Raw genomic sequence first — 24,775 nt, forward strand, 5'->3', positions numbered from 1 at the left:
GCGGCAGATCGGGGCCTTTCGCACCCGACCCGACTTTCCGGAGACTGCCGCAATGATCCCCCTGGGCCTGACCGCCGCGCGCTGGCGCGCTTCCCCCCGCCGCTGGATGGCGGCCGCGCTCACCGGAGCTGCGCTGCTACTGGGCGCCGCACAGCCGGCCGCTGCGGCGGGCTTTCCCGAACGTCCCGTGACGCTGGTGGTGCCCTTCCCCGCCGGCGGCACGCCCGACATCCTGGCCCGCATCCTCAGCGACAGCCTGGCCAAGCGTCTGGGCCAGCCTCTGATCGTGGAAAACCGCGCCGGCGCCGGCGGCAATATCGGCGCGCAGGCGGTGGCGCGCGCCGCGCCCGACGGCTACACATTGCTGATGTGCGCCTTCGGCTGCACGGTCGCGCCCTCGCTCTACCAGCCCGCTCCCTACGACATCGTCAAGGACTTCGCGCCCGTCGCCATGGTCGGGACGGTGCCCAGCGTGCTGGTCGTCAATCCCAAGGTGCCAGCGCAGACCGTGGCCGAGCTGCTGGCCTACGCCCGCGCCCATCCGGGCAAGCTGAACTCGGCCTCGTCGGGCGTGGGCGGCTCGGCCCACCTGGCCACCGAATTGCTGAAGCTGCGCACCGGCATCGATGTGGCGCACATTCCCTACAAGGGCGCCGGGCAGGTCGCGGCCGACCTGCTGGGCGGCCAGGTCGACATGTATTTCGACAACCTGCCGGCTTCGCTGGCGAACATCCGCGCGGGCAAGCTGCGGGCGCTGGCCGTGGCCAGCGCCAAGCGCGCGCCGGCCATTCCAGACGTGCCGACCTTCGCCGAAGCCGGCGTGGCCGATTTCCTGATCACGCCCTGGTTCGGCATCATGGCGCCGGCCGGCACGCCGGACGCCACGCTGGCCGCGCTGCACCAAGCCTTCAACGACGCCTTGCAGGCGCCGGAGGTCGCCGCCAAGATGCGCGAATTGGGCGTGGAGACTGCCGCCGGGCCGCGCCAGGCGCTGGGCGACTTTGTGGTGGCCGAGACCGCGCGCTGGAAAGACGTGATCCAGGCCAACCGCATCCGGGCCGAATGATGACGGACGAACCCGGCCGCGACGGATCGGACGCGCTCGCGCCGATCCGGCTGCGCGACATGGGCGCCTTCCACGTGGGCGGACGCGAGGTCAGCCTGTCGGGCCTGCCGCGGCGCGAGGTGGTGATGGCCGAAGGCGGCCAGCCCGTCGCGCTGGACCCCAACGGCACCTACCGCGTCGAGCAGATGTATGCGCAGTACTTCCTGGCCGAGCCGGCCAGTGGCCGCCCGCCGCTGGCCTTCTGGCATGGCGGCGGCATGACCGGCGCGGCGTGGGAGACCACGCCCGATGGCCGCCAGGGCTGGCTCCATGCCTTCCTGCGCCGCGGCTGGGACGCCTATCTGTGCGATGCCGTGGAACGCGGCCGCTCAGGCTACGCGCCGGTCCCCGAGATCTGGCCGGAAGGGCCCATCGTGCAGGCGCAGGAAGACTGCTACACGCGCTTTCGCATCGGCCGCCCGGGCACGCGCCCCGGCCCCGGCAGCGCCTATGGCAACACGCAGTTCCCGGTGCAAGCCTTCGGCGAGCTGGCCGCGCAGATGGTGCCGCGCTGGGTGCACACCGACGCCGCCGTCCTGCGCGGCTATCTGGCCTTGCTGGAGCGGGTCGGCCGCATGATCGTCATCTGCCATTCGCAGGCGGGCGTATTCGGCATCCGCGCGGCCGCCGCCCGGCCCGATCTGGTGCGCGCCGTGGTTGCGCTGGAGCCGGCCAGCATCCCGCAACTGGACGCCGGCTACCGCACGCCCACCCTGGTCCTCATGGGCGACAACATGGACACGGACCCGCGCTGGCCGCGCATGCGCGAGCGGGTGCGCGATTTCGCGCGGCGGCATCCCTGCGTCACCTTGCTGTCGCTGCCCGAGCTGGGCATCGCCGGCAATTCGCACATGCTGATGATGGACCGCAACAGCCTGGACCTGGCCGCGCGCGTGCACGAGTGGCTGATGACCCTGCCGCCGGCCTGAAATCCCGCTGCGGACGGAGCCCCGCCTGCTGCCATTTCGTGGCAGCATTATGGATCCTCCATCCCCGCCCGCCCCCATGTCCCGCACCGAACGCCTCCTGGGCCTGATGCAGACCTTGCGCTGCCATCGCCGCCCCGTCAGCGGCCGCCAACTGGCCGCCGACCTGGGCGTCAGCATACGCACGCTCTACCGCGACATCGCCACCCTGCAATCGCAGGGCGCCGAGATCGAGGGCGAACCGGGCGTGGGCTACGTGCTGCGGCCCGGTTTCATGCTGCCGCCGCTGATGTTCAGCACCGAGGAGATCGAGGCGCTGGTGCTGGGCACGCGCTGGGTCGCGGACCGGGCCGACCCGCGGCTGGCGCAGGCCGCGAGCAACGCGCTGGCCAAGATCGGCGCAGTGCTGCCGGCGGAAATGCGCGACGGGCTGGATGCGATACCGCTGCTGGTCGGGCCCAGCGCGATGCAGGTGGTGGACCGCGTGGACCTGTCGCTGATCCGCCACGCCATACGCTGCGAACAGAAGATCGACATCACGTACCGCGACGACAAGGGCGCCGATTCCGCGCGGGTGATCTGGCCGTTCGCGCTGGGGTTTTTCGACAGCGTGCGCATCGTCATGGCCTGGTGCGAACTGCGCCAGGACTTCCGCCATTTCCGCACCGATCGCATCGCCACGCTGACGCCCGGTGAGCGTTATCCCAAGCGCCGCCATGCGCTGCTGAAGGAGTGGCGCGCGATCGACCGATCGCCCAAGCAATGCGGATGAAAATGCAGATAAAAGCTACTGCCAAAAACTGACAGCACCCCTGTCTAAGATGAGCGCGTCTACCACCCGGAGCGCATCATGTCAGACACCAATTTCGTGATTTTCTACGTCGAAAAGCCCGCCGCCAGCGCCGCGTTCTACAGCGCCCTGCTGCAGCGTCCGCCCCTCGAAAGCTCCCCCACCTTCGCACTGTTCAGGCTGGATTCCGGCCTGATGCTGGGCCTGTGGTCGCGCTATACCGTGGAGCCGGCCGCTGCCGGCCGCGGCGGCGCGACCGAACTCGCTTTTACCGTTTCGGACGCGCAGGCGCTGGACCGCCGCCACCTGGACTGGAGCCTGCGCGGCCTGCCCATCCTGCAGGCGCCCACCGATATGGATTTCGGTCGCACCTTCGTGGCGCTGGATCCCGACGGCCACCGGCTGCGCGTGTTCGCGCCGGCGCCGCAGGAACAGGCTGCGCAACAGCCTGCGCCCGCCTTGGCCAGCGCCTGAAGCCCGGCCATGGAATACGGGCCTGAGGCTTGCGCCTCAGGCCCGCGTCTGAACCGGGCGCAGCTATGTCAGGAACGCTGGCCGCGCGGGGTCAGCGCAACGGCTTCGCCGCGCCGACGGAACAGCAGTTGATAAAGCACGGCCAGCACCAGCAGGAAAGGCACACCGAACACCAGCGTCATCTTGAAGACGCTGGTGAAGTAGGTGGTGGCCAGGATCGCCAGCATCGCGCCCGCGCCCAGCAGGGTCAGCACCGGAAAGCCCGGCATGCGGAACGACAATTTACCGCCCCCTTCGCGCGCCCAGCGGCGGCGGAAGCAGTAGTGGGTGACGAAGATCATCATCCACGTAAACAGCGCGCCGAACATCGAAATCGCCATCATCAGCGTGAACGAGGTCTCGGGGTACAGCACGTTCAGCACCGCGGCGATGGCAATGCCGCTGGTCGAGAGCAGCAGCGCGTTCAGCGGCGTGCCGCTGCGCGTCAGCTTGCCGAACGCGGACGGCGCATGGCCGGCGCGCGACAGGCTGAACATCATGCGCGTGGTGATGTAAAGCTGGCTGTTCATGGCCGACAGCGCCGCCACCAGCACGATGAAGTTGATGACGCCCGCCGCCCCCGGAATCTCCAGCGCCTGCATCACCTTGACGAAGGGACTGCCGCCCTTGCCGGCCTCGTCCCAGGGCACGATGGCCAGGATCAGCGCCAGCGTCAGCAGGTAGAACACCACCAGCCGGACGATGGTGGCGCGGAACGCCTGCTTGACCGCGCGCTCGGGGTCTTCGGCCTCGCCCGCGGCCACCGCAATCATCTCCACGCTGAGGTAGCTGAAGATCGAAATGACCACGGCGATCCACATGCCCCAGACGCCATTCGGGAAGAACCCGCCGTGCGAGGTGTACAGGGCGGTGCCGTACTGCGGATTGCCCCAGACCACGTAGGCGCCCAGGATGATGAAGGCGACGATGGCGGTGATCTTGATCGTGGAGAACCAGTACTCGACCGTGCCGAAAGTCTTGACGCTCATGGCGTTGATGAAGATCAGCACGGCCGAGAACAGGCAGACCCACTGCCAGCCGGGCACGTCCGGAAACCAGAACTTCATGTACTCGGCCACGGCGGTGACTTCGGTGCCTACCGCCAGCACCACGCAGGACCAGTACGCGTAGCGCACCAGAAACCCCGCCAGCGGGCCGACGTAGTGCTCGGCATAGGCGCCGAAGGAACCCGAGGTGGAATGCGCCACCGTCATTTCCGCCAGGCAGCCCATCAGCAGCAGCGTGATCAGGCCGCCGATGGCGTAGCTGATGATCACGCTGGGTCCGGCAAAGCCGATGGCGAACTTGCTGCCCAGGAACAGGCCCGTGCCGATGGCGCCGCCGATGGCGATCATGCTCATCTGCCCCGACGTCAGCCGCCGCTTCAGGCCCTGCTCGCGTTCGGCGATCTGGCCGAATCCTTTTTGTTGTTGCATTGTCTCCTCCAGGTCCTGCGCTCTCTTTGTGGATGTAGGGCCGGTTTGGCCCGCGCAATGGGGTTGTGTTGCGGCGCTCAGGTCACGGCGGCGCGGTGCTTGAATTCCGGCTTGTCCCAGGAACGCGTGTCCAGCACGTCCTTCAGGATATCCACGGCATCCCAGACGTCGGCGTAGCCGAAGTACAGCGGCGTCAGGCCGAAGCGCAGCACCTCGGGTTCGCGATAGTCGCCGATCACGCCGCGCGCGATCAGGGCCTGCATCACTTCGAAGCCGTTGGGGTGGCGGAAACTGACATGGCTGCCGCGGTCGGCGTGCTTGCGCGGCGTCACCAGCGTGAGCGGATGGCCTGCGCAACGCTCTTCGACCAGCGCGATGAACAGGTCGCCCAGCGCCAGGGATTTCTTGCGCACCTCGGCCATGTCGGCGGCGTGCGCCACGTCCAGGCCGCATTCCACCAGCGACAGCGACACGATGGGCTGGGTGCCGCACAGGTAGCGGCGCACGCCGCCGGCCGGCTCGTAGGCCACGGTCATATCGAATGGCCGCGTGTGGCCCCACCAGCCGGATAGCGGCTGCCAGAAGTCCTTGGTGTGGCGCGGCGCCACCCAGATGAAGGCGGGCGAACCGGGGCCGCCGTTCAGGTACTTATAGGTGCAGCCCACGGCGAAGTCGGCGTCGGCGCCGTTCAGGTCCACCGGCACCGCGCCCGCGGCGTGCGCCAGGTCCCAGATCGCCAGCGCGCCGCGCTCGTGCGCCAGCGCGGTCACGGCGGCCATGTCGTGCATCTGGCCGCTGCGGTAATTCACGTGCGACAGCAGCATCACCGCCACGGACTCGTCCAGCGCCTTTTCCAGCGGCAGTTCATCGTCGATCAGGCGCATTTCATAGCCCTGCTGCAGCAGGTCGATCATGCCCTGGATCATGTAGAGATCGGTGGGGAAGTTGTCGCGTTCGGACAGGATGACGCGGCGCTTGGGGTGCTGGTGCTGCTGGATGCGCAGGGCGGCGGCCAGCGCCTTGAAGATGTTCAGCGAGGTCGTGTCGGTCACGACCAGTTCGCCTTCGCGCGCGCCCAGCAGGCGGCCCAGCTTGTCGCCTAGTCGGGTGGGCAGTTCGAACCAGCCCGCGGTATTCCAGCTGCGGATCAGGCCCGCGCCCCATTCCTGGCCGATCACGGCGGCAGCACGGCCGGCGGCCTCCTTGGGCAGCACGCCCAGGGAGTTGCCGTCCATGTAGAGGACGCCGGGCGGCAGGTCGAAACGGTCCTTCAGGGGCGCCAGGGGGTCCTGGCGGTCGGCATTTACGCAGGCTTCACGGGTGTTCATTTTGTGCTCCGGGGGGCTATATTCTGGATACATACTATCAGCGCGATCAGGCTGATAAATTGCAAATTCAGGCGCGGATTACCCTAGGTTTCCGCATTGAATTGCACATAATCAACTTTTTTGGAATTTGATTGCATCATGCAGATCGACGCCATAGACCAGCGCATTCTTTACCGGCTGCAAGAGAACGGCCACCTCAGCAACCAGGACCTGGCCGAGCAGGTGGCGCTGTCGCCCTCGGCCTGCCTGCGGCGGGTGCGCGCGCTGGAAGAAAGCGGACTGATCCGCAACTATCGCGCCGTGCTGGACGCCGAAAAACTGGGTTTCGAGCTGGAGGCCATCGTCCACGTGTCGCTGGACCAGTCGCGTCCGGGCTGGCATGAAGAATTCCTGGCCGGCATCGCCCTGCATGACGAGATCACCGAGGCCAGCATCGTGACTGGCGCCTCCAACTACATCCTGACGGTGTGCACGCGCAACCTGAAGGCGTTCTCGCAGTTCGTCGAAGACAAGCTCAGCAAGATCCCGGGCGTGCGGAACCTGTCCTCGCATATCGTCATGCGCAAAGTGAAGAACCGCGGCGGCATGCTGCCGCTGGCAAGCTGGCGCTAGCGGCCCGCTGAAGCCCCGCTCAGGCCGGGCTCAGCCGCAGGAAGCCGAACACCGTCACGAAGTGGCAGGCGGTGCCGCCCATGACGAACAGGTGCCAGATGCCATGGGCATGCGGCCAGCGCTGGTCGTTGGCGTAGAACAGCGTGCCGGCGGTGTAGACCGCCGCGCCCGCCAGCAGCCAGGCCAGTCCGGCCGCGGACAAGGCGCCCGCGATCGGCGCGGCGAACATCACGCCCAGCCAGCCCATCGCCAGATACAACGGCAGGGCCGGCGCCGCGCCGCGCGCCCACCACAGCTCGCGGCTGATGCCCACCGCCGCCAACAGCCAGATCGCCACGCCCATGGCCGCGCCCCAGCCGTGCTCCACCGGCCCGTAGGCCAGCGGCGTGTAGGTGCCGGCGATAAGCAGGTAGATCGCGCAATGGTCGGCCTTGGCCCACCAGGCCTTGCGGCGGCCGCGCGAGCAATGGAACAGCACCGACGAGGCATAGACGGCGATCATCGAAGCGGCGAACACGGCGCAGGCGATGACCTGCCGCGTATCCACCTTGAGTTCCGCGGCGCGGGCGATCAGGGCGCCCGATGCGGCCACCGCCAGCGCCAGGCCGGCCAGGTGCGTCGCGCCGTTGAATCGTTCGCCCTTGTACATGCACGCCCTCCGCCAGCCGGCCACGCGCCGGCGCCATCCATGATGGCGCCCTTGTGTGACAGGCCGAGGTCAGGCCACGCGGCCATCAGGAAACGAAGTCCACCGCCGCCGGATAGCCCTCCAGCGCGCGCGCCGACAGGATGGCGCGCTGCACCGCGATCGCCATCCCCTCGGCCGCCATCACGCCCAGCAGCATGACGTTGCCTGGCTTGCCGGACGTGCCCGTGCCCAGCGCAAAGATGGTGTCGCCATCCAGCATGGTGTGGATGGGATTGATGGTGCGTGCCAGGCCATCGTGCGCCATGCCGGCGATCTTCTGCGCCTGCGCCTTGGTGAGCTTGGCGTCGGTGGCGACCAGTCCTATGGTGGTGGCGGTGCCCGGGCGCATGGACTTGGGCAGATCGCCCGCCAGGATCGCCGCGCGGGTATCCAGCAACATCTTGCCGTCGGCAGTGCGCGCGCCAGCCAGGACGCGCCCGGTGACCGGGTCCACCACGTCGCCCACCGCATTGACCGCGACGATGGCGCCCACCGTCACGCCCGCCACGGTCAGCGAGGCGCTGCCGATGCCGCCCTTCATGGCGCGCTTGGGACCGTACAGCTTGCCCACCGTCGCGCCCGCCCCCGCGCCCACGTTGCCTTCCTGTGGCGCGGCGTCCGTGGCCGACTTGCAGGCCTGGTAGCCCGCGGCCGCGTCAGGCCGGATCGAGGCGTCGCCCACGCCCAGGTCGAACAGGATGGCCGAAGGCACGATGGGCACGTGCGCCACGCCCACGTCGAAGCCGATCTTCTTTTCCTCCAGATAGCGCATGACGCCCGAGGCCGCATCCAGGCCGAAGGCGCTGCCGCCGGACAGCACCACGGCATGCACTTTCTCCACCATGTTGACGGGATTGAGCAGGTCGGTCTCGCGCGTGCCCGGCGCCGCGCCGCGCACGTCGACGCCGGCGGTCGCGCCGGCCTCGGCGATGATGACCGTACAGCCCGTGGGCCGGCGCGTATCGGTGTAGTGCCCCACCCGCAAGCCCGCCACCTGCGTGATGCTGCCGCTGCCCGGCATCAGCCGCGTACCGTCCGCGGCCTGGGCAGGCATTGCACTTGCTGCTGCCGCGCCGGCGGCCGCCATCATGAAAGCCCGCCTGTTCCATTGCTGTTCCACACCGATCTCCACTGAAGTCCTGCCTGGATGGACCCCGGCGGCACGCGCCGGAGCAAGGGTATCGCCATATGACTTGCCGCTATATTTTTACTATTCCTTATGCTTTGTGGAAAAATAGACGCGTTGTTAGAGTGCGGCTACGCCGGAGGGCATTGCAGGCACGGATGCTCTCCACCCGAGATATCTGCCATCCGTGGAGCACCGCCATGAAACTCTTCCGTACGCTGTTCGTCGCCGGCCTCGTCCAGGTCGCCGCGTTGTCCGCGGCCCATGCCCAATCCGGACTGGACCAGATCAAATCCGCCGGCGTGTTCAAGATCGGCACCGAAGGCACCTACGCCCCCTTCACTTTCCATGACGCATCCGGCCAGCTTACCGGGTTTGACGTGGACATCGGCCGCGCCATCGCCGAACGCCTGGGCGTCAAGGCGCAATTCGTCGAAGGCAAATGGGACGGCCTGATCGCCGGCCTGGACGCCAAGCGCTACGACGCGGTGATCAACCAGGTCGGCATCACCGACGCGCGCCGCGCCAAGTACGACTTCTCGGATCCCTACATCTCGTCGGCCGCCGTGCTGATCGTGCGCGACGACAACACCAGCATCAAATCCTTCGACGACCTGAAGGGCAAGAAGTCCGCCAACACGCTGACCAGCAACTTCGGCAAGCTGGCGCAACAGCATGGCGCGGAAGTGATTGCTGTGCAGGGCTTCAACGAAGCCATCGACCTGCTGACCTCGGGCCGCGTCGAAGCCACGGTGAACGACAACCTGTCGTTCCTGGACTTCAAGAAGCAGAAGCCCAATGCCAAGGTAAAGATTGCCGCCACCGACAAGACCGCCGAGTTCAGCAATTCGGGCGTGCTGATCCGCAAGGGCAACCCCGAACTGCAGGCCGCCATCAACAAGGCGCTGGCCGACATCAAGGCGGACGGCACCTACAAGACCATCTCGGTCAAGTATTTCGGCACGGACCTGTCGGCGCAATAAGCGAGCGGAGCGCAAATGACGCTACCCCCCTGGCTGCAATCCGTCCTGCCCGACTGGCTGCTGGCGCAACTTGGCAATTGGGCGGTGCCGGCCTGGGTGCAGCTGATGCTGGACTCGTTCTGGCCGCTGCTGCACGCGGGGCTGGTGTTCACGGTTCCGCTGACGCTGATGTCGTTCGCGCTGGGCCTGGCGCTGGCCTTCGTGGTCGCGCTGATCAGGCTGTTCGGTCCGGCGCCGCTGGTGGCCGTGGTGCGTTTCTACGTCTGGCTGATCCGCGGCACGCCGCTGCTGGTGCAGCTGTTCGTGATCTTCTACGGCCTGCCCAGTGTCGGCATCGTGCTGGATCCGCTGCCGGCCGCGCTCATCGGCTTCACTCTCAACGTGGGCGCGTACAACTCGGAAGTGATCCGCGGCGCCATCGAGTCCATCACCAAGGGCCAGTGGGAAGCGGCGTACTCGCTGAGCATGACGCGGGCGCAGGCGCTGCGCCGGACCATCCTGCCGCAAGCGGCGCGGGTGGCGGTGCCGCCCCTGTCCAATTCCTTCATCGCGCTGGTCAAGGACACTTCGCTGGCGGCGGTGCTGACCGTGCCCGAGATATTCCAGGCGGCGCAGCGCATTGCCGCCGTGACCTATGAACCGCTGATCCTGTACACCGAGGCGGCGCTGATCTACCTGGTGTTCAGTTCCGTCCTGTCCGCCGCGCAGGTGCGCCTGGAACGGCGCTTCGGCCAGCACGCGGTCTTTACCGAGAAAAACCGATGATCCGCCTGGAAAAGATAGAAAAGGCGTTCGGCGGCAATCCCGTGCTCAAGCAGGTGGACGTGAGCATCGCCGAAGGCAGCGTCACCGCCCTGATCGGCCCGTCCGGCAGCGGCAAGAGCACCTTGCTGCGCTGTGTGAACCTGCTGGAAGTGCCGGACCGCGGCACGCTGGAGATCGGCCCGGAAACGGTGCATTTCGAACCCGGCCACAAGCTCTCGCGCGATCAGGTCCAGCGCGTGCGCAAGCAGACCGGCATGGTGTTCCAGAACTTCCAGCTGTTCCCGCATCAGACCGTGATCGGCAATGTCATGGAAGGCCTGCTGACCGTGCAGAAGTGGCCGCAGGACCGCGCGCGCGCCCGCGCCGAGGAACTGCTGCGCAAGGTCGGCATGCTGGAAAAGCGCGACGCCTGGCCCGCCAACCTGTCGGGCGGACAGCAGCAGCGCGTGGCCATCGCCCGCGCGCTGGCGCCCGCGCCGCGCGTGCTGCTGTGCGACGAACCGACCTCGGCGCTGGATCCGGGCCTGGCCGCCGAAGTGGTGGACGTGCTGCGCCAGCTCGCCGCCGAAGGCATGACCATGCTGATGGCCACCCACGACCTGCGGCTGGCGGCCAGCGTGTCGCGCGAGGTGGTATTCCTGCTGGACGGCACGGTGGTCGAATCCGGCGATTCGCGCACGCTGTTCAGCCAGCCGGCCGACCCGCGCACGGCGGCGTTCATCTCGACGTTGACGCAGGAAGCCGCGCTGTAGATCAGCCTACTTCGGCGGCAGGGACCCCGCCGGATCGACCGCCTGGCCGTCATAGCGCAGCTCGAAATACAGCCCGACCTGCTTGCTGTCGCTATTGCCCATTTCAGCGATCTTCTGCCCCTGGCTGACGCGCTGCCCTTCCTTGACCAGCAGCTTGCTGTTGTGGGCGTAGATGCTCAGGAAGCTGGCGTTGTGCTTGACGATGACCAGGTGGCCATAGCCGCGCAGGCCGCTGCCGGAATAGGCCACTGTGCCCGGTGCCGCGGCCACCACCGGCGTGCCGGAGGAATTGCTGATGACGATGCCGTTGGAACCCGATCCGTCGTAGCCGCGCGTGACCTTGCCCTGGGCGGGCCAGACCAGCGAGATTGCGCCCGGCGGCGCGGTGCGGCGCTTGGCGGTCGAGGTCGACGACTTGGGCGAAGGCGCAGGCTTGCCGCGCGCCTTGCTGGGCGCGGTGGACGTGCTGGCCTGCCCGGCCGGCGGCTCGACCCGCAGCAATTGTCCGACTTCGATGGAATTGGAATTCGACAGCTTGTTCCAGCGCACCAGATTGCTCACGCTGGTGCCCTGCTTGCGCGCGATCTGGGTCAGCGTGTCGCCCGATTGCACGCGGTAGTAGCCGGGCTGGACCTTGGTGGTGCCGCAGGCGGACAGCAGGGCCAGCAGCGCCACGGCCAGCACGCACATCCACAGGCGGAAGGACGGCCTGCCCTGGCGGACGACGGCGGGCAACGTGGGAAGAGGCAGGGTCTGGGCGGACGAGGAAAGCACTGAAACCTGGGGCACTGAGTGGGATGTCGGGGATTTGAGTGCGTTCAAGGGTACCAAGATTTTGGCGCGCCATGGGCGCTGGCGTCAGATGCTTGCGCCCGTCGCGCGGGATAGAATGCCGCCATGACCCGCCTGATCCGCCTCCAGCACCTCGGCAGCGCCGCACGCGCGCGGGGCGTGCTGTGGCTGGCGCTTCTGGCCCTGGCGCTGCGCGCGCTGGTGCCGGCGGGCTACATGCCCGACGCCCGGGCGCTGCACGACGGCCGGCTTGAAGTCACGTTCTGCTCGGCCGCCGGCGATGTCTCGACGCTGGCGCTGGCGTTGTCGCCCGAAGACAAGGGCAAGGCCGGCCACGACACCGCCGATGCCGGTGCGCTCTGCCCCTTCGGCCTGCTGGCGCACGTGGCGCCCGCACCTGCCCCCGCGCTCACTCCCCTGCTGCTGGCCGCTGACCGGCACGCACTGCCCGCGCCCGCCAGCGCCACCCCGCCCGCGCCCGCCGCCGCGGGTCCGCCGCTGGGTTCGCGCGCCCCGCCACGCCTCGTCTGACTCCGCCACAACGCGCGGCTCCGCCGCGCCCCTGGACGAACCGTCAAGCGACGAGGTTTTCATGCATTCCCCCCTTCTGCGCGCGCCCGCCGGCGCGGCGCGCTCCCATGCGCCCGATCCGCGGCGCCGCCTGCTGCTGTCCTCTTTCGCCCTGCTGGCCCTGGCAGGCTGCGGCCCCGATGCGCCCAAGCTGCACGGCATGGATCTTTCCGGCATGCCGTCCGGCGACTTCCAGCTGCAGGACACCGAGGGCCGCGAACGCAAGCTGGCCGACTACGCCGGCCAGCCGATCATGCTGTTCTTCGGCTTCACGCAATGCCCGGACATCTGCCCCACGGCGCTCACCCGCGCCGTCGAGATCAAGAGCCTGCTGGGCGCGGACGCCAAGAAGCTGCGCGTCCTTTTCATCACCGTCGATCCTGAGCGAGACACGCCGGAAATCCTGCGCGCCTATACCCAGGCCTTCGACCCGGACTTCGTCGGCCTGCGCGGCGATGCCGAACAGACGCGCGCCGCCGCACAGTCATTCAAGGTCTTCTACCAGAAGGTCGCCACCGGTTCGTCCTACACCATGGACCACACCGCGCTGACCTACGTCATCGACGCCAGCGGCAAGCTGCGCATCGCCCTGCGCCATCAGCAAAGCGCGCAGGAATGCGTGGACGACCTGCGCACCGTGCTCTGACCTGAATCCATATATAGAGAGGCAACCCTCATGAAAAACACCGCGATCAAATCCCTGGCGGCCGCCGCCTTGGCCTTCTGCGCCCTGGCCGGCGCCAGCCCCGCCGCATTGGCCCAGGACGCCGCCCTGAAGGTGGACGACGCCTGGGTGCGCTCCACCGTGCCCAGCCAGCACGCCACCGGCGTCTTCATGCGCCTGACCTCCGTCGCCGGCGGCCGCCTGGTCGGCGTGGAATCGCAGGCGGCCAAACACGTGGAAATCCATGAAATGGCGATGCAGGACAACGTCATGAAGATGCGCCAGGTACCGGGCATCGCCCTGCCCGCGGGCCAGGCCGTGGAGCTCAAGCCCGGTGGCTATCACGTGATGCTGATCGACCTGGCCGGCCAGATCTCGCCCGGCGAGCACGTCGCCCTGACGCTCATCGTCGAGGATGCCGACAAACGCCAGCGGCGCGTGCCGGTGGACGCGGTGGCGCGTCCGCTGAACGCGGCAGCCGCCCCGGCCGCCGGCCACGGCCACTGAGCCCGCGGCGTCCCCATGAAAGTGGCTTGACAGCTGTGCTGCACGCCTGAAACAGCTTCCTTGCAACAAGGCCGTCCTGCGTGCAACGCCGCGCCGCGCGCCGGGTCGAATTGGAAAAGGTCCGGCGCGCGCCATCGCGGCGCGCCGGGCCAGGCTTTCCCGCATCCAGGAATCGCCCGCGGACAGCATCGCGGGCGTAGGCGCGGCCCGCAACGGCCGCAAGCTTTGATTGCCAGGAGCGTTTCATGAAGACCCTCAGCAAGACCTTATTGCTATGCGCCGGCATTGCAGCCGCCGGGGCCGTCCAGGCCCAGACCACGCAGTACACCCACGACCTCTATGGCGACTGGCGCGTCACCTATGCCGCCCCCGCCGCCAAGACGGCGGACCAGGTCAGCGCCGAACTGGCCCAGGCCAAGGCCAACGGCCAGTACACGTTCGGCGACGAGGACTATCCACCCCCCGTCATGTCGCACCAGTCTGAAACCCGCGCCCAGGTTGAACAGGAGTTGCAGCAGGCGCAGATCCAGGGGCAGATGGCATCCGACCAGGAAGACTACCCTCCTCCCGCGATGGCCCACAGCGGCACCTCTGACATCCATTAATACAGAGGCTGCAACCGCGGCGGATCCGGGCGTCGCGCCCAAATATCAGGGACACACCAATTCCCCGCCGACCGGCGGCGGCGCCTGATTCGCCATACAATGCCTGCACATCCACCGCCGGCCAGCCTGAAGGCGCGGCGGGGCAGCCGGCCTCCCAGCGCCGCGCCCCGGATGCCAGCGTTCCGCGCAGCCGGGCGCGTACCCGCCGGCAGCCTGCCGGCACCTCTGTGTCTGGATATGCCCGGTAGTTCCGCCTTTTCATTCCTGCGTACCCTCTGCAGCCTGCGCTGGCTCGCCATCGCGGGCCAGGCCGCCACCATCCTGCTGGCCAGCAGCGTCCTGGGCCTGGCCCTGCCGCTGGAGCCGCTGTGGATCGGCGTAGGCGCCCTGATCGGCTTCAACGTCTACGCCAGCCTGCGCCTGCGCCACCGCCGCGACCTGTCCCACGCCACCGCCTTCGGCCACCTGTTCGTGGACATGGCGGTGCTGGCCTGGATGGTGGGCTGGAGCGGCGGCATCAGCAATCCCTTCGGCATGATGTTCCTGATCCTGACCGCGCTGGCGGCCCTGGCGCTGCCGCGCAACTGGGCGCTGGCCGCGGCGGTGGCAGGCATCTCGGGCTACGTGGCGGCCGCGATCTTCGGCCAGCCCCTGCGCGGCGACGTCGACACCCATACCCTGCTGCTGTGGGGCATGGGCGCCAACTTCCTGATTTCGGTGGTGGTGGTGCTGGTGTTTTCGACCCGCCTGGCCTCGGACCTGCGCGACCGCGAGCGCGAATTGGCACGGTTGCGCGAACGCTTCACCCGCAACGAAGGCATCGTCGCCCTGGCCACCCACGCGGCGGCGATGGCGCATGAACTGAACACCCCGCTGGCGACCATGACCCTGCTGGCCGACGAGATCGCCGCCGAAGTCAAGGACGAAGACCTGCGCGCCGACGTTTCCACGCTCAGCCAACTGTTGGCCCTGTGCCGGGAACGTATCCGCAATCTGGCGGTCCCAACCGCGGTGGACCTGGTCCGCGTGGTGGGGCAATGGCGTCTGATCCGGCCGACCATCGATCTGCAGCGCTCGGGCACCCTGCCCGGCAGCCTGCGGGTCGATCCGGCCATCGCCCACTTGCTGCAGGCCCTGCTGAACAACGCGGCGGACGCCGGCGAAGCCGCCGATGTCCCGCGCGTGGACCTGCATCTGGAATACGGTTATGGCGCCCTGCGCGGCGAAGTCAGGGACTACGGACGGGGTTTCGATCCCGACCAGACCCTGCTGCCGGCGACCAGCCTGTTCAACAGCGGCAAGCCGGGAGGGCTGGGCGTGGGCCTGGCGCTGTCGCACGCCACGGTGGAACAGATGGGCGGCGAAATGACCATGACCGCCGCCGAAGACGGCGGCACGCGTATCCGCTTTTACCTCCCGCTGGGGAGTACCGGGACTTGAGTGCAATGAACCCAACCGATCTTGGCCTGCTGATCGACGACGACGAGCTGTATGTGCGCACCTTGCAGCGCAGCCTGTCGCGTCGCGGCCTGGAAACCCGAACCGCCACCGGCATCGCCGAGGCGCTGCGCGTGGCCGAGGAAATCCGCCCCGCCTTCGCCCTGGTGGACCTGCGCCTGGGCGAAGACTCCGGCCTGACCCTGATCCGCCCGCTGCGCGCCCTGCGCGCGGACATGCGGATCCTGCTGGTCACCGGCTACGCCAGCGTGGCCACCGCGGTCGAGGCCATCAAGCGCGGCGCGGACGACTACCTGCCCAAGCCCGCCACCGCGCCAATGATCCTGCGCACCCTCGGCCTGGTGAAGCCGGAAAACGTTACGATCGAAACCACCATGACGCCGTTGCACCGCCTGGAATGGGAGCACATCCACCAGGCCCTGCACGAAACCGGCGGCAACGTTTCGGCGGCGGCGCGCCTGTTGGGCATGCACCGGCGCTCCCTGCAGCGTAAACTGGCCAAAAAACCGGGGCCGGAACGCGAAGTCCTCATCGACTGATTTGTGCAGATGCGACAAATCGTCGCATACCCTGCATGTGCGGGTGCGACATATCGTCGCACCCTGGAACCTTGCAGCAAGCCCCTGCCCCCCTAGGAAAACCCTGTATCTGCTCCCCTTGGGGCGGAATCCTCCCAGGCAATGCGACCATTCGTCGCATGCTTGACCCATATCAAGCCGATAGGATGGACGTTGCTGCCTAGCAGCATTCCAGTCTGCTGCTATGCAGCATTTTCCACCTTCCATCCAAGGCTGTACGTGAAACACCCCCTCCTTGCGACCCTTACGCGCATTCTCAGCGTCGGCGCGGTCATGCTGCTTGGCGGCTGCAACATGGAAATCCTCTCCCCCAAGGGAGATATTGGCATCCAGGAAAGGACTTTGCTGTTCACGACGACCGGGCTCATGCTCATCGTCGTGATTCCGGTCATCGTCATGATCCTGGTTTTTGCCTGGAAATACCGCGCATCCAACACCAAAGCTGACTACCAGCCCAAGTGGGCCCACTCCACGGCGATCGAAATCGTGGTCTGGACCGTCCCTTGTATCATCGTGGCCATCCTGGCCGTGATCACCTGGCGCTCGACGCACGCGCTGGATCCCTACAAGCCGCTCGTGTCCGAACACAAGCCGGTGACCATCGAGGTGGTTTCGCTGGATTGGAAGTGGCTGTTCATCTACCCCGAGTACGACATCGCCACGGTCAACGAGATCGCCTTCCCGGTCGATGTTCCGGTCAATTTCCGGATCACCTCGGCCACGGTCATGAACTCGTTCTTCATCCCCCAGCTGGGCAGCCAGATCTACTCGATGGCCGGCATGGAGACCAAGCTGCACCTGAACGCGCGCGAAGCCGGCACCTACGCCGGCATCTCGGCCAACTACAGCGGCGCCGGCTTCTCCGGCATGCGCTTCAAGGCCATCGCGATGTCCCAGGACGGGTTCGACAACTGGGTCAAGGAAGCCAAGGCTGCCCCGACCGCGCTGACCCCCGAGGTCTATGCAGAGCTGACCAAGCGCAGCGAGCACAACCCGGTCGTCAAGTACTCCTCGGCGCCCCCCGCCATGTTTGATTTCATTCTTGGCAGCACCATGACCAAGATGGCCGGCGTGGACTCCGCCACGTGCACCCCCACGTCGAACAATCTGATCGCAGGAATTAACTAACAATGCTCGGGAAACTCACCCTCGAGGCCATTCCGTACCATGAACCCATCGTCATGGTTACGCTGGCCGCCGTGTGCCTGGGAGGCCTAGCGGTCTTCGGCGCCATCACCTACTTCCAGAAGTGGAAGTACCTCTGGACGGAATGGCTGACCACCGTCGACCACAAGCGCATTGGCGTGATGTACATCATCGTCGCCCTGATCATGCTGCTGCGCGGCTTCGCCGACGCCATCATGATGCGTACCCAGCTGGCGGTCGCATCCGCCGACTCGGCCGGCTTCCTGCCGCCGCACCACTACGACCAGATCTTCACCGCCCACGGCGTCATCATGATTTTCTTCATGGCGATGCCCTTCATCACCGGGCTGATGAACCTCGTGGTGCCGCTGCAGATCGGCGCCCGCGACGTGGCGTACCCGTTCCTGAACTCGCTGAGCTTCTGGCTGTTCGGCGCCGGCGTCGCGCTGATGATGATCTCGCTGTTCGTGGGTGAATTCGCCGCGACCGGCTGGCTCGCCTATCCGCCGCTCTCCGGACTGGACTACAGCCCGAGCGTGGGGGTGGACTACTACATCTGGGCACTGCAGATATCCGGGCTGGGCACCACGCTTAGCGGCATCAACTTCATCGTGACCATCCTGCGCATGCGCGCGCCGGGCATGAGCCTGATGAAGATGCCGATCTTCACCTGGACCTCGCTGGTCACCAACGTCCTGATCGTCGCCGCCTTCCCCGTGCTGGCTGCAACGCTCGCGCTGCTGACGATGGACCGCTACCTGGGCACGCACTTCTTCACGAACGACATGGGCGGCAACGTCATGATGTACGTGAACCTGATCTGGATCTGGGGCCACCCCGAGGTCTACATCCTGGTGCTGCCGGCGTTTGGCGTGTATTCGGAAATCGTCGCCACCTTCGCCCGCAAGACCCTGTTCGGCTACAAGTCCATGGTCTACGCCACGGCCGCCATTGGCGTGCTGTCGTTCCTGGTCTGGCTGCACCACTTCTTCACCATGGGCGCGGGAGCCAACGTCAATGCCTTCTTCGGCATAGCGACAATGATCATCTCGATCCCGACGGGCGCGAAGATCTTCAACTGGCTGTTCACCATCTACCGCGGCCGCCTGCGCATCACCACGCCGGTGCTGTGGACGCTGGGCTTCATGATCGTGTTCGTCATCGGCGGCATGACCGGCGTGATGCTGGCCATCCCCGGCGTGTCCTTCGTGCTGCACAACAGCCTGTTCCTGATCGCCCACTTCCACAACACCATCATCGGTGGCGTGGTGTTCGGCTGCATCGCCGGCATGACCTACTGGTTCCCCAAGGCCTTCGGCTTCAAGCTGAATGAGCGCCTGGGCCGCTACTCGTTCTACTGCTGGTTCGTCGGCTTCTTCCTGGCCTTCATGCCCCTGTACATCCTGGGCTTCAAGGGCATGACGCGTCGCCTGAACCACTACGACAACCCCGAATGGCAGCCGTACCTGCTGGTCGCCCTGGCTGGCGCCGCGCTGATCATGCTGGGCATCTGGTTCCTGCTGCAGCAAGTGTTCGTCTCGATCCGCCAGCGCAAGCAGAACCAGGACATCACGGGCGACCCCTGGGATGGCCGCACGCTGGAATGGGCCATCTCTTCGCCCGCTCCTTTCTACAACTTCGCCCACGTGCCGCACGTTGACTCGCTGGACCAGTTCTGGGAAGACAAGCAGAACGGCAAGGCCTACAAGCGCCCGGCCAAGTACGAAGACATCCACATGCCGAAGAACACCGCCGCCGGCGTATTCATCGGCGCCTTTGGCCTGGTCATGTGCTTCGCGCTGATCTGGCACATCTGGTGGCTGTCCATCGTCGGTTTCGTCGGCATGATCGGTTCGTTCATCGTCCGCGCCTATGACCGCGACGTCGACTACTGGGTCCCGGCCGCGGAAGTCGAACGCATCGAAAACGCTCACTTTGACAAAATGCAGAAGGCCGCCTGAGCCATGATTCAAGCCGTAGCCACTCACCCCCACGCGGGTCACGACGATCACGCGCATCATGACGATGGATCCAAGACCGTATTCGGTTTCTGGGTCTATCTGATGAGCGACTTGCTGATCTTCTCGGTGCTGTTCGCCACGTTCGCGGTGTTGTTCAACGCCACCGCGGGCGGCCCGACGGGCAAGGAACTGTTCGATCTGAAGTTCGTGCTGGTCGAAACGCTGTTGCTGCTGTTCTCCAGCTTCACTTTCGGCATGGCCAACCTGAACGTGCACGCCAACAACAAGAGCCGCGCAATGGGCTGGTTGATGGTGACGTTCCTGTTCGGCGCGGGCTTCATCGCGATGGAAGTCTATGAATTCCATCACCTGATCTCGATCGGCGCCGGCCCGGGCCGCAGCGCGTACCTGTCGGCATTCTTCACGCTGATCGGCACGCACGGCCTGCACGTCACCTTCGGCCTGATCTGGATCATCGTCCTGCTGGACATGATCCGCCGCCATGGCCTGGACTCGATCAACAAGCGTCGTCTGGCGTGCCTGAGCCTGTTCTGGCACTTCCTGGACATCGTCTGGATCTGCGTCTTCACCTTCGTCTATCTCATGGGAGCCATCTGATGTCGCACTCCGCTGCGGCCGCACACGGCCACGACGATCACGCCGCCGACCACGGCAGCCTGAAGTCCTACATCATCGGTTTCGTGCTTTCGCTGCTTCTCACCTTCGGCTCCTTCGGCCTGGTGATGAACGGCGGACTGTCCCACACCATCACCATCGCCGGCGTGGTTGCGCTGTGCGTGCTCCAGTTGCTGGTGCAACTGGTGTACTTCCTGCACATGGGCGCATCGAAGTCGGCCCGCGACAACCTGGCCACGTTTGTCTTCACCGTAATGATCATCGCCATCATCGTCGGCGGTTCGGCATGGGTGCTGTACAACATGAACGTCAACATGGGCCACGCCATGTAATGACGGCTTGCCGTTGAAGCAAAGACAGGCGCCTGCGGGCGCCTGTTTTTTTTGTGCGCCGGCCTGTGGGGCCAGCCTTGCGGCCAGGCAAGGATTGCGGAGGCATTTCGTTATATATTCAACACCATAACGATTTCATTAACAGTTTAATTACCGCTCCTGGCCCAACCATGCACGTCGTTTCCATCGCCTCCGCAGCCCCCCCGGCCGACAGCGCCGGTCCCACCTTGCGGTTCGCCGACGCGCTGCTGCGCCATGCGCCGCCCGGTCATCCCGACGCGGGATTCTTCGCCACGGTCATCGGCAAGAGCCTGGCCTGCGGGGACCTGGGACGCTGCGGCCTGTCATTCCGGGAACTGGAAGGCCTGATCGCGCGCCTCTTTCCCGGCGCGCTGACGGGCCATGACCCCGCGCTCGCCGCCTTGCGCGAGCAAGCCGCCATCTACCCGGCCCGCGCCATGGATGCGGCTCAAACCGAATTCACGCGCCTGCTGCGCGCGCTGCTGGACACCTGGGCCTCCCCCGGCGCGGGGACCACGCCCTGGGTCAGCAGCGTGCTGACCCAGGCCTGTCTGCGGCCCGACCATCTGTGGCGGGACCTGGGTTTGTCCGGCCGCGAGGACGTGACTTTCCTGCTGGCGCGCCACTATCCGGGACTGGTGGTGCGCAATGTGCGCAACCTGCGCTGGAAGCAGTTCCTGGCCTATTCCGCCTGTGAACAGGCGGGCCTGCCGCCGGCCGCCGCACCGGGCTGTCCGGCCTGCGAGGACCATGGCATCTGCTATCCGGAAATGCCCGACTGAAGTCCGGCTTCAGAACCGGTACGTCGCGCCCAGGCCCGCTCCCAGGCTGCGCCCTGCCGCCGGTTCGTAGTAGCGCCCATTGGTCTCGTTGACGATCACGGAGCCGGCGTAGCGGCGGTCGAACAGGTTGTCCACGCGCCCATAGGCGTTCAGTTCCCAGGCCCCCGCCTTGAACACATAGCCCGCGCTCAATGCGGCCACGAAGTAGGCGGGCGCATCGCCGTCGTTGGCGTCGTTCACGTAGATCTTGCTGAGGAAACGCCCTTCCACCGTGGCCTGCCAGCCCTCGGGCGGCGCCCAGGCCAGCGAGGCGAAGGCGGCCTGGGCTGCGATGCCGGGGATCTTGTTGCCGGCGCGGATGTCGCCGGGTCCGTCATCGGCGTAACGCGCATTCAGCCATGTATAGGCGAACTGCGCACGGCCGTGACGGGCGAATTCGCCGGACCAGCCCAGTTCCACGCCGTCGCGCCGCGTGCGGCCGGCGTTCTGGTACGTGGTCCTTCCGCCCGAGCTGCCCGCGGACACGATTTCATCGTCGGTGCCGGTATGGAACACCGCGGCCGTCAGCAAGCCGCCAGCCAGGTTGGCCTTTACGCCCGCTTCCAGGTTGGTGCTGAGCGCGGGCGCCAGCCCGAAATTCAGGCCGGGCTGGCCGCCGGGCCGATACGAGATCTCGTTGAGCGTCGGCGTCTCGACGCCCCGGCCATATGAAGCGTAGAAGCTCAGGTCGGCGTTCGGCGCATAGCGGATGGCCGCCACCGGCAATGCCTTGCGATAGCGCGCGTCGCCGCTGTCGTCGGCATTGCCCGGCGCGATGTAGTGGTCGCTGGAATCGAAGCTGACGGTGCTATAGCGCAGGCCCGCATCCAGCGTCCAGCGTTGCGACACCTGCCAGGAAGCCTGCAGATAAGGATCGGCGTTGTAGACGGTATTGGTTTCGTCGCGCCGCAGCGCCCCCTGCACGCCCAGTTGGCGGCTGGCGCCCGTGCCGGTGTAGTTCTGGTAGCCCTTGCGGTCTTCGCGCATGGAATCGTAGGCAAAGCCGCCGATCAGGGTCAGCGGCCGGCCTGCCATCGCCAGCTCGGAGGTCCAGCGCAGGTCCGCGCCGCCGTACTGGCGCTTCAGGTCGATGACCCCGCCGGCCTGGGTGGGCGCCATCTGCGCGGCAGGGGGAATCGCCTGGTACTGCGTGGTATCGCGCTGGCCGTAATAGACCATCACCCGCAAGCTATTGCGGCTATCGACCTGGCGCTCGTAGATCGCGCCGCCCTGGGTCTGCCTGACCGTCTTGCGGGTGTCGTACTGCTCGGCCAGCGGCGCCGCGCGCGGGTCGTCCTGGAACTGTTGATAGGTCAGGCCCAGCGGATCCTGCGCCTTGAGGTCCACGCTGTTGGCCACGAGGGTCAGCCGGCTGGCGTCGTCCAGCTGCAGGCCAAGCTTGGCGTTGCCCAGGTTCTTGCGGGCGGCGCTGTGGTCGCGGTAGCCGTCGGTGGTGAAGCGGGTCAGGTCCAGCACGTAGTCCAGTCCGCCGCTGGCGCCATTGGCGCGGGCGCCGTAGCGCCAGGTGCCATAGCTGGCGGCCCAGCCGCTGGCCGTGAGCGACGGCGGCGCCACGCCATCCTCGGTCGACACCTGGATCACGCCGCCCGAGGAATTGCCATACAGCGCTGAAAACGGCCCCCGCAGCACTTCGACGCTGCCGATGGAGCCTATGTCGATGTTCGAGGTCTGTCCCTGGCCGTCCGGCATGGTGGCCGGAATGCCGTCCACGTACAGCCGCACGCCGCGCACGCCGAAGGTGGAACGCGCGCCAAAGCCGCGGCTGGAGATCTGCAAATCCTGAGCGTAGTTCTGGCGGTTCTGGATCTGCAGGCCGGGCACGCCGGCCAGGCCCTCCGACAGGTTGATGCCCGGCTGCTGCAGGCGCATGGCCGCGCCCTCCACCACATTGACCGAAGCGGGCGTGTCCAGCACCGCGGTGCCCAGGCGCGTGCCGGTCACCACTACCGCAGGCAAGAGCGGCTCAGCCTCCTGGGCCCAGGCAGTTCCGGCCGGAAACGACGCCAGCAGGCCATGCACGGCCCAATGCCCCACGCCCGTACGCCACCATCGCCGCTGCGTCAAACACGCCTCCTGTAGGGGCCGCGGCGGGAATCGGTTCTAATACCCGCCATGGATAACTTGCAAGACATCGAACGCCGCCTGCTGGAGCTGGAGGTCAAGGCCAGCTTCTCGGACGACATGCTGGAACAGCTCAACCAGATCATCGTGCGCCAGCAACAGCAGATAGACCGGCTGATGCGCGAAGTGGCCGACCTGCGACAGCAGGCGCCAGAGGGCGGCGCGCCCTTCCGCAGCCTGCGCGACGAAATACCGCCGCACTACTGACGCTGCGCCTGCGGTACTGGCGGCGCATCCACGCTGCCCTTCTCTCCAAGCCCCCAAACCGCATGGAATCGCCGTATTCCAGGCTTGCGCACGCCTGATAGTCCGTCCCCAGTTCCATCAATGGAAAATATATCCTAAGAAATTCGCTATCTTTCCACTGATGGGAATATCTTTTACCAATATACGGGTTTATCCCTAGTCCGATTCAGCGCACTATTGAGCCATCGGGAAACAGCAACGAACCAGACGGATAGGCCGCCGATTCGCTCCCAAAGCTCTTGAAATCGGAGATTTACCATGAAGACCCTCGCTACCGCTTTGATGATGTCCCTGGCCGCGCTAAGCGCCGGCGCCTACGCCGCCTCGCCCAACATCGAACCCAACAACGTCCCGTTCCAAGGCGTCTACGGTACCCCTTATGAAGGCCCGACCCGCGCCCAGGTGCAGGCTGAACTGGCCGCCGCCAAGGCTGCCGGCCAGATGGCTGAAGTGGAACCGAACAACGTGCCTTTCCAAGGCGTCTACGGCACGCCCCACACCGGCAAGACCCGCGCTGAAGTGCGCGCCGAACTGGCCGCCGCCCGCGCCGCCGGCCAGATGGCCGATGTGGAACCGAACAACGTGCCCTTCCAAGGCGTCTACCACGGCAACTAAGCGCACGCAGATTTACCCCTCCCCTTGTTGTACCTTGGCCGCCAGTGTCTGGCGGCTTTTTTTCGCCTGTGCGGAAAGCGCCGGCCGCGCTTCATGTGGCGGGACGCTCCGGGCTCAAGTGTGGCCCAAGGGTAAAAACCGCGAGTTTCAACGCCCCCCGCAAAGCACTGTTCCATCCGTTCGCGTACTATCGCCCCAAGATCAGGCATAACACTACGACTCAACAGGGAGCCCATCTTGAAACACACCCGCGTTCTCGCCTCTTTGCTGGTGGCTTGCGGCATCGCCGCGCCGGCCTTTGCCGCGCCTCCGGTGATGCTGAACAATGCCATCATCACGCAGATCCCCAAGGCCGATCAGCCCTCCTTCCATGAAGCCGTGGCACAGTCGCTGAACAGCTCGGCCGACGGCCAGCGCACCCAGTGGAGCAGCACGCACCAGCCGCGCAAGGCGCCTCCCATCACGGTGCAGCTAACCCCCACGCAAACCAGCAAGGTCAAGGACGACCGCGTCTGCCGCTTCCTGGTTGGAGATTTCGCCCGCGGCGCCACCACGGAAAAATGGCAGTTCTGGTTCTGCAAGCAGCCGGACGGCACCTGGAAGGCCAGCAGCAACTAAGCGTGCCGGATTCCAGCGCCCGAGCGCATAAAAAACGCG

At 66.5% G+C, this 24,775-nt stretch carries 28 protein-coding genes; 22 read left to right on the forward strand and 6 right to left on the reverse strand.

The genetic code is table 11. The features are described 5' to 3' along the window. Nucleotides 1-52: 52 nt before the first annotated feature. The 4 genes from IB258_RS12935 (at nt 53) to IB258_RS12950 (ending at nt 3,295) form a co-directional block, all read left to right on the forward strand. The gene (locus tag IB258_RS12935; RefSeq protein WP_119451776.1) at nt 53-1,066 is read left to right on the forward strand and encodes a tripartite tricarboxylate transporter substrate binding protein; all 1,014 of its coding nucleotides are present in this window, start codon (nt 53-55) and stop codon (nt 1,064-1,066) included. Then, a complete protein-coding gene (locus IB258_RS12940) occupies nt 1,063-2,034 on the forward strand; it encodes a hypothetical protein (RefSeq protein WP_192352670.1) in 972 nt (323 codons plus the stop codon). Before IB258_RS12935 ends, IB258_RS12940 begins: the two co-directional genes overlap by 4 nt. Before the next feature lie 76 nt (nt 2,035-2,110). Then, nucleotides 2,111-2,803: a YafY family protein gene (locus tag IB258_RS12945; protein ID WP_054451644.1), complete on the forward strand. Its 693-nt coding sequence runs from the start codon at nt 2,111-2,113 to the stop codon at nt 2,801-2,803. Between the two features lie 78 nt (nt 2,804-2,881). Next, nucleotides 2,882-3,295: a VOC family protein gene (locus IB258_RS12950; protein WP_054451645.1), complete on the forward strand. Its 414-nt coding sequence runs from the start codon at nt 2,882-2,884 to the stop codon at nt 3,293-3,295. A gap of 68 nt (nt 3,296-3,363) precedes the next feature. Here IB258_RS12950 and IB258_RS12955 read toward each other — a convergent pair whose 3' ends face one another. Both IB258_RS12955 and kynU read right to left on the reverse strand, forming a co-directional pair. Continuing rightward, nucleotides 3,364-4,770 carry an amino acid permease gene (locus tag IB258_RS12955; protein ID WP_054451646.1) on the reverse strand — a complete coding sequence of 469 codons (1,407 nt, stop codon included), beginning with the start codon at nt 4,768-4,770 and terminating at the stop codon, nt 3,364-3,366. A gap of 77 nt (nt 4,771-4,847) precedes the next feature. Continuing rightward, the gene (kynU, locus tag IB258_RS12960) at nt 4,848-6,098 is read right to left on the reverse strand and encodes a kynureninase (protein ID WP_054451647.1); all 1,251 of its coding nucleotides are present in this window, start codon (nt 6,096-6,098) and stop codon (nt 4,848-4,850) included. Between the two features lie 138 nt (nt 6,099-6,236). Between kynU and IB258_RS12965 the strand changes: the two genes are divergently transcribed. Next, complete coding sequence (locus IB258_RS12965) at nt 6,237-6,710, forward strand: Lrp/AsnC family transcriptional regulator (protein WP_054452258.1); 474 nt, start codon at nt 6,237-6,239, stop codon at nt 6,708-6,710. A gap of 19 nt (nt 6,711-6,729) precedes the next feature. Here IB258_RS12965 and IB258_RS12970 read toward each other — a convergent pair whose 3' ends face one another. Continuing rightward, nucleotides 6,730-7,359 carry a hemolysin III family protein gene (locus tag IB258_RS12970; protein WP_054451648.1) on the reverse strand — a complete coding sequence of 210 codons (630 nt, stop codon included), beginning with the start codon at nt 7,357-7,359 and terminating at the stop codon, nt 6,730-6,732. 85 nt (nt 7,360-7,444) lie between these two features. Then, complete coding sequence (locus IB258_RS12975; protein ID WP_370539828.1) at nt 7,445-8,530, reverse strand: P1 family peptidase; 1,086 nt, start codon at nt 8,528-8,530, stop codon at nt 7,445-7,447. 194 nt (nt 8,531-8,724) lie between these two features. On the opposite strand from IB258_RS12975, the gene IB258_RS12980 reads away from it, so the two are divergent. The 3 genes from IB258_RS12980 to IB258_RS12990 all read left to right on the forward strand — a co-directional run bounded on the left by IB258_RS12980 (nt 8,725) and on the right by IB258_RS12990 (nt 11,024). After that, on the forward strand, nt 8,725-9,507 hold the full coding sequence (locus IB258_RS12980) for an amino acid ABC transporter substrate-binding protein (protein ID WP_013395870.1): 783 nt from the start codon (nt 8,725-8,727) through the stop codon (nt 9,505-9,507). An 84-nt stretch (nt 9,508-9,591) separates the two neighbouring features. Then, the gene (locus tag IB258_RS12985) at nt 9,592-10,272 is read left to right on the forward strand and encodes an ABC transporter permease subunit (protein ID WP_119451785.1); all 681 of its coding nucleotides are present in this window, start codon (nt 9,592-9,594) and stop codon (nt 10,270-10,272) included. Then, a complete protein-coding gene (locus IB258_RS12990; RefSeq protein ID WP_054451650.1) occupies nt 10,269-11,024 on the forward strand; it encodes an amino acid ABC transporter ATP-binding protein in 756 nt (251 codons plus the stop codon). Before IB258_RS12985 ends, IB258_RS12990 begins: the two co-directional genes overlap by 4 nt. A 6-nt stretch (nt 11,025-11,030) precedes the next feature. Here IB258_RS12990 and IB258_RS12995 read toward each other — a convergent pair whose 3' ends face one another. Then, nucleotides 11,031-11,714, reverse strand: coding sequence for a murein hydrolase activator EnvC (locus tag IB258_RS12995; protein WP_054451651.1), 684 nt, complete (start codon nt 11,712-11,714; stop codon nt 11,031-11,033). Nucleotides 11,715-11,975: 261 nt separating this feature from the next. Here IB258_RS12995 and IB258_RS13000 point away from each other — a divergent pair, with 261 nt between their 5' ends. The 11 genes from IB258_RS13000 (at nt 11,976) to IB258_RS13050 (ending at nt 21,076) form a co-directional block, all read left to right on the forward strand. Further along, nucleotides 11,976-12,347 carry a DUF2946 family protein gene (locus IB258_RS13000; protein ID WP_370539829.1) on the forward strand — a complete coding sequence of 124 codons (372 nt, stop codon included), beginning with the start codon at nt 11,976-11,978 and terminating at the stop codon, nt 12,345-12,347. A gap of 61 nt (nt 12,348-12,408) precedes the next feature. Next, entirely contained in the window at nt 12,409-13,032 is a 624-nt protein-coding gene (locus tag IB258_RS13005; RefSeq protein ID WP_054451653.1) for an SCO family protein, read from the forward strand. 30 nt (nt 13,033-13,062) lie between these two features. Beyond that, nucleotides 13,063-13,557, forward strand: coding sequence for a copper chaperone PCu(A)C (locus tag IB258_RS13010; RefSeq protein WP_175164425.1), 495 nt, complete (start codon nt 13,063-13,065; stop codon nt 13,555-13,557). Nucleotides 13,558-13,802: 245 nt separating this feature from the next. Further along, a complete protein-coding gene (locus tag IB258_RS13015; RefSeq protein ID WP_054451655.1) occupies nt 13,803-14,162 on the forward strand; it encodes a DUF4148 domain-containing protein in 360 nt (119 codons plus the stop codon). A gap of 237 nt (nt 14,163-14,399) precedes the next feature. Continuing rightward, the gene (locus IB258_RS13020; RefSeq protein ID WP_054451656.1) at nt 14,400-15,602 is read left to right on the forward strand and encodes an ATP-binding protein; all 1,203 of its coding nucleotides are present in this window, start codon (nt 14,400-14,402) and stop codon (nt 15,600-15,602) included. 5 nt (nt 15,603-15,607) lie between these two features. Further along, nucleotides 15,608-16,159, forward strand: a complete 552-nt coding sequence (locus tag IB258_RS13025) for a response regulator transcription factor (protein ID WP_042794894.1) — start codon at nt 15,608-15,610, stop codon at nt 16,157-16,159. Nucleotides 16,160-16,417: 258 nt separating this feature from the next. After that, on the forward strand, nt 16,418-17,326 hold the full coding sequence (gene cyoA / locus IB258_RS13030; protein ID WP_054451657.1) for a ubiquinol oxidase subunit II: 909 nt from the start codon (nt 16,418-16,420) through the stop codon (nt 17,324-17,326). 2 nt (nt 17,327-17,328) lie between these two features. After that, nucleotides 17,329-19,305, forward strand: coding sequence for a cytochrome o ubiquinol oxidase subunit I (gene cyoB, locus IB258_RS13035; protein WP_054451658.1), 1,977 nt, complete (start codon nt 17,329-17,331; stop codon nt 19,303-19,305). Nucleotides 19,306-19,308: 3 nt separating this feature from the next. Then, nucleotides 19,309-19,923, forward strand: coding sequence for a cytochrome o ubiquinol oxidase subunit III (cyoC, locus tag IB258_RS13040; RefSeq protein WP_042794897.1), 615 nt, complete (start codon nt 19,309-19,311; stop codon nt 19,921-19,923). Then, entirely contained in the window at nt 19,923-20,273 is a 351-nt protein-coding gene (gene cyoD / locus IB258_RS13045; RefSeq protein WP_192352672.1) for a cytochrome o ubiquinol oxidase subunit IV, read from the forward strand. Before cyoC ends, cyoD begins: the two co-directional genes overlap by 1 nt. A 170-nt stretch (nt 20,274-20,443) precedes the next feature. Beyond that, nucleotides 20,444-21,076, forward strand: a complete 633-nt coding sequence (locus IB258_RS13050) for a nitrogen fixation protein NifQ (RefSeq protein WP_192352673.1) — start codon at nt 20,444-20,446, stop codon at nt 21,074-21,076. A gap of 9 nt (nt 21,077-21,085) precedes the next feature. Here IB258_RS13050 and IB258_RS13055 read toward each other — a convergent pair whose 3' ends face one another. Beyond that, entirely contained in the window at nt 21,086-23,170 is a 2,085-nt protein-coding gene (locus IB258_RS13055) for a TonB-dependent receptor (protein ID WP_192352860.1), read from the reverse strand. 78 nt (nt 23,171-23,248) lie between these two features. Here IB258_RS13055 and IB258_RS13060 point away from each other — a divergent pair, with 78 nt between their 5' ends. The 3 genes from IB258_RS13060 (at nt 23,249) to IB258_RS13070 (ending at nt 24,736) form a co-directional block, all read left to right on the forward strand. After that, nucleotides 23,249-23,464, forward strand: coding sequence for a SlyX family protein (locus IB258_RS13060; RefSeq protein ID WP_059377677.1), 216 nt, complete (start codon nt 23,249-23,251; stop codon nt 23,462-23,464). Nucleotides 23,465-23,761: 297 nt separating this feature from the next. Further along, nucleotides 23,762-24,118 (forward strand): DUF4148 domain-containing protein, encoded by a 357-nt coding sequence (locus tag IB258_RS13065; protein ID WP_054451663.1) that lies wholly within the window; start codon nt 23,762-23,764, stop codon nt 24,116-24,118. Nucleotides 24,119-24,355: 237 nt separating this feature from the next. After that, the gene (locus IB258_RS13070; RefSeq protein ID WP_054451664.1) at nt 24,356-24,736 is read left to right on the forward strand and encodes a hypothetical protein; all 381 of its coding nucleotides are present in this window, start codon (nt 24,356-24,358) and stop codon (nt 24,734-24,736) included. The last annotated feature ends 39 nt before the right edge of the window (nt 24,737-24,775 follow it).

Origin of the sequence: Achromobacter sp. ACM02, assembly GCF_014851605.1 — a bacterium.
Taxonomy (GTDB): domain Bacteria; phylum Pseudomonadota; class Gammaproteobacteria; order Burkholderiales; family Burkholderiaceae_B; genus Achromobacter; species Achromobacter aegrifaciens.

Bases quoted from the DNA above. Each gene is read 5' to 3' on its own strand.
- IB258_RS12945 (WP_054451644.1), top strand. From the start codon at position 2,111: ATGTCCCGCACCGAACGCCTCCTGGGCCTGATGCAGACCTTGCGCTGC.
- IB258_RS12950 (WP_054451645.1), top strand. From the start codon at position 2,882: ATGTCAGACACCAATTTCGTGATTTTCTACGTCGAAAAGCCCGCCGCC.
- IB258_RS12955 (WP_054451646.1), bottom strand. From the start codon at position 4,770: ATGCAACAACAAAAAGGATTCGGCCAGATCGCCGAACGCGAGCAGGGC.
- cyoC (WP_042794897.1), top strand. From the start codon at position 19,309: ATGATTCAAGCCGTAGCCACTCACCCCCACGCGGGTCACGACGATCAC.
- cyoB (WP_054451658.1), top strand. From the start codon at position 17,329: ATGCTCGGGAAACTCACCCTCGAGGCCATTCCGTACCATGAACCCATC.
- IB258_RS13065 (WP_054451663.1), top strand. From the start codon at position 23,762: ATGAAGACCCTCGCTACCGCTTTGATGATGTCCCTGGCCGCGCTAAGC.
- IB258_RS13010 (WP_175164425.1), top strand. From the start codon at position 13,063: ATGAAAAACACCGCGATCAAATCCCTGGCGGCCGCCGCCTTGGCCTTC.
- IB258_RS12970 (WP_054451648.1), bottom strand. From the start codon at position 7,359: ATGTACAAGGGCGAACGATTCAACGGCGCGACGCACCTGGCCGGCCTG.
- IB258_RS12980 (WP_013395870.1), top strand. From the start codon at position 8,725: ATGAAACTCTTCCGTACGCTGTTCGTCGCCGGCCTCGTCCAGGTCGCC.
- IB258_RS13005 (WP_054451653.1), top strand. From the start codon at position 12,409: ATGCATTCCCCCCTTCTGCGCGCGCCCGCCGGCGCGGCGCGCTCCCAT.
- IB258_RS12990 (WP_054451650.1), top strand. From the start codon at position 10,269: ATGATCCGCCTGGAAAAGATAGAAAAGGCGTTCGGCGGCAATCCCGTG.
- IB258_RS12995 (WP_054451651.1), bottom strand. From the start codon at position 11,714: ATGTGCGTGCTGGCCGTGGCGCTGCTGGCCCTGCTGTCCGCCTGCGGC.
- IB258_RS12935 (WP_119451776.1), top strand. From the start codon at position 53: ATGATCCCCCTGGGCCTGACCGCCGCGCGCTGGCGCGCTTCCCCCCGC.
- IB258_RS12965 (WP_054452258.1), top strand. From the start codon at position 6,237: ATGCAGATCGACGCCATAGACCAGCGCATTCTTTACCGGCTGCAAGAG.
- cyoD (WP_192352672.1), top strand. From the start codon at position 19,923: ATGTCGCACTCCGCTGCGGCCGCACACGGCCACGACGATCACGCCGCC.
- IB258_RS13020 (WP_054451656.1), top strand. From the start codon at position 14,400: ATGCCCGGTAGTTCCGCCTTTTCATTCCTGCGTACCCTCTGCAGCCTG.
- IB258_RS13025 (WP_042794894.1), top strand. From the start codon at position 15,608: ATGAACCCAACCGATCTTGGCCTGCTGATCGACGACGACGAGCTGTAT.
- kynU (WP_054451647.1), bottom strand. From the start codon at position 6,098: ATGAACACCCGTGAAGCCTGCGTAAATGCCGACCGCCAGGACCCCCTG.
- IB258_RS13015 (WP_054451655.1), top strand. From the start codon at position 13,803: ATGAAGACCCTCAGCAAGACCTTATTGCTATGCGCCGGCATTGCAGCC.
- IB258_RS12940 (WP_192352670.1), top strand. From the start codon at position 1,063: ATGATGACGGACGAACCCGGCCGCGACGGATCGGACGCGCTCGCGCCG.
- IB258_RS13060 (WP_059377677.1), top strand. From the start codon at position 23,249: ATGGATAACTTGCAAGACATCGAACGCCGCCTGCTGGAGCTGGAGGTC.
- IB258_RS13050 (WP_192352673.1), top strand. From the start codon at position 20,444: ATGCACGTCGTTTCCATCGCCTCCGCAGCCCCCCCGGCCGACAGCGCC.